This is a genomic window from Mucilaginibacter pineti (assembly GCF_900101875.1).
In the GTDB taxonomy this organism is placed as follows: Bacteria; Bacteroidota; Bacteroidia; order Sphingobacteriales; family Sphingobacteriaceae; genus Mucilaginibacter; species Mucilaginibacter pineti.
Genome location: NZ_FNAI01000041.1, coordinates 1 through 2,490, shown reverse-complemented (window position 1 = coordinate 2,490; position 2,490 = coordinate 1). Strand labels below are relative to the sequence as shown.

Below are 2,490 nucleotides of genomic sequence, written 5' to 3'. Positions count from 1 at the left end.
GTAGGCTAAGCACCCGGCGCCTTTCCATATTACTACGGCAGGATCTCCAAGTACTCGCCTCCGAACCGTACGTACACCTCTCAATGTGTACGGCTCTCCATTAATATTATCAGTCCATCTTTCCATTGTGAATTTTCCTGTGGCATTTCTTGCATACCGCCAGCGTTTTTCTCCGGCGGGCAATCATGTGTTTTTCCCAATCCTGTTTACCTTTCAGGTCTTTGAGCTTTCTGACATGATGCATTTGCAAGTCGTTTTCCATGTTGTTGCAGAACTCACATTGATTAGCTTTAATCCTGTCCATCAGGCTTGTCCTGGTGGTATAAACCATAAAGCTTGGAAATGTATCAGTCCAGTCGGCCTCCTTTATTGACTTTCTTTTGAAACCTTTATCATAGAACATCCGGTATCTTGTTTGTCCCTTTTTATTCGTGTATGCTACAGCAAATGCTCCGTCTTTGTTGAATTTGCGTATCATCTTGCGGGTAGAACTCCGGTATTTACAGGCATATGTTTTGTACATGCTGTACTCCATGATATTGTAGAATGAGTCGATCGTATAGCTGTTGTTCGCTATAGAATAATAGTTATAAAAGCCCCGTATCTCCGAGTTGTATTGACTAAGTATCTCCAGATCATCATTGTTCTTCATGCAGGGCCTTGCTCTGTGTCTCCAAACTTCTTTACCATTGATCACCTTGATGGTCATGGCGTCATATTCCAGAAGCTTTTTCTTCATCGTGGCATTGCTTACATTCAGCACAACTCTTGAACTAAAAGATCTAACAACTGCTCCTTTGATATTCCTTTTCGTTGCATCAGACCTGCGTACATATATCTCGTAGCCGAGGAAATGTACTGTATCTTTTGCATTGGTAATTAAGGTTTTCTCGGCGGATAGTTCCAATTTTAGGGCGTCTGCAAGATATTTTGTGATATCTTCTTTGACCATTTGGGCATCAGCCTTACTTCCAATTACACTGATCAGGAAATCATCTGCATACCTTACGTATTTCAGCCTTTTATAACTGCCATCCATTGACTGTGAAGCGGGATAAAGTATGCGTTGCTTTTCTATGTCCTTTATTTTCCTAATCAACTGCTCCCTTAAGGTTTCCCCCGTTTCCGTTTTAAGCTTTCTGACCGCTCTGACTCGTCTTAAGTGATACCTTGCCGCTACAGGGTGCATCGCTCTTTTCTTGCCGGCATCGAATTTCAGGATGTAATCTGCCATATATTTATCCAGTTTGTCCAGATAAATATTGGCCAGAATGGGGCTTACAATTCCTCCTTGCGGTGTTCCGCTATAGGTGCTGTTAAATACCCAATCTTCGAGATATCCTGCATTCAGGAACTTTCTTACCAGCCGTAAGAACCTGTTGTCGGCGACACGTTCAGCGAGAATACCGATCAAAACATCGTGATCGATGTTATCAAAGAATCCTTTAATGTCGCCTTCAACAAACCATTTGGTGCCGGTAAATGTCTTTTGAAGACTTGTTAATGCAGTATGGCAGCTCCTTTTGGGCCTGAACCCGTGAGAACTATTTTCAAAATGACCTTCATAAATTGCTTGCAGGATCATTCTGATTACTTCCTGTACTAATTTGTCGTCAAAAGATGAAATTCCTAAAGGACGTTTTTTCCCGTTCTTTTTGGGGATATACGTTCTTCGGGAAGGCGCTGGCTGATAGCTTTCATTTCTGATCGCTATGATCAACTGTTCAACTCTTGAAATGCTCATGCCATCGATAGTTCGCCCGTCGGTGCCTTTAGTCATATTACCTTCCTTCGCATAAATGTTCTGGTAGGCAACATAATACATCTCTTTGTTAAACAGTATCCTGTAGAGCTTGTCATACTTGTAGGACGGTTTGCTGCTCTGTACTGATAGACTGTTTAATACTCTTTCCGGATTTCTCATAATGCATCTCACATTTTCCTTGTATTCGTATTAAAAATATTAACTGCCCCCCTTTGCCATGTACAAGGCTTTCCCTTGCTCGGACTACTACGGGGGCTCCGTTACCATGTCAGATATTCAAAGGCCTATGCCTTATAGCCACGCCAGTGGCATTCTGATTTAGGTAATCCCCATTTAGACATATTATAATATAGCTCGATAAATTGTCGGATACGACTTCTGCCCTTTACTACTTATTGTAATTGCGTTGTACTTAGTTTCGCTCCCTAACCCTCCACATATGTCAGAGAGAAGTACAATCTGACGTTTGTATTTACCTTCCGCCAAAGCCGAGCATGTGACCACTCAGGCTATCGTTCAATCAGTATGGATTTTATCCTCATATTTATCTTTTCATCTCGCAATTCAGTCGCAGTTTGGTAATTAACTGACTTATCGCTTTGCCGACATGCTACACTCCCTGTCCGGTTTCCCTTTCAGATAAGTCGGCTGATGGTTGACGTTTAAACTCTTGTCAAAGAACTTGCTAAGGTTCCGTTTATAATATGCCCTTATGGGCGCACATG

At 42.0% G+C, this 2,490-nt stretch carries 1 protein-coding gene; it reads right to left on the bottom strand.

Annotated elements, in window-relative coordinates; genetic code table 11:
• Window positions 1-109 precede the first annotated feature (109 nt).
• Window positions 110-1,825, bottom strand: coding sequence for a reverse transcriptase domain-containing protein (locus BLS59_RS31020; RefSeq protein ID WP_240315421.1), 1,716 nt, complete (start codon window positions 1,823-1,825; stop codon window positions 110-112).
• Window positions 1,826-2,490 lie beyond the last annotated feature (665 nt).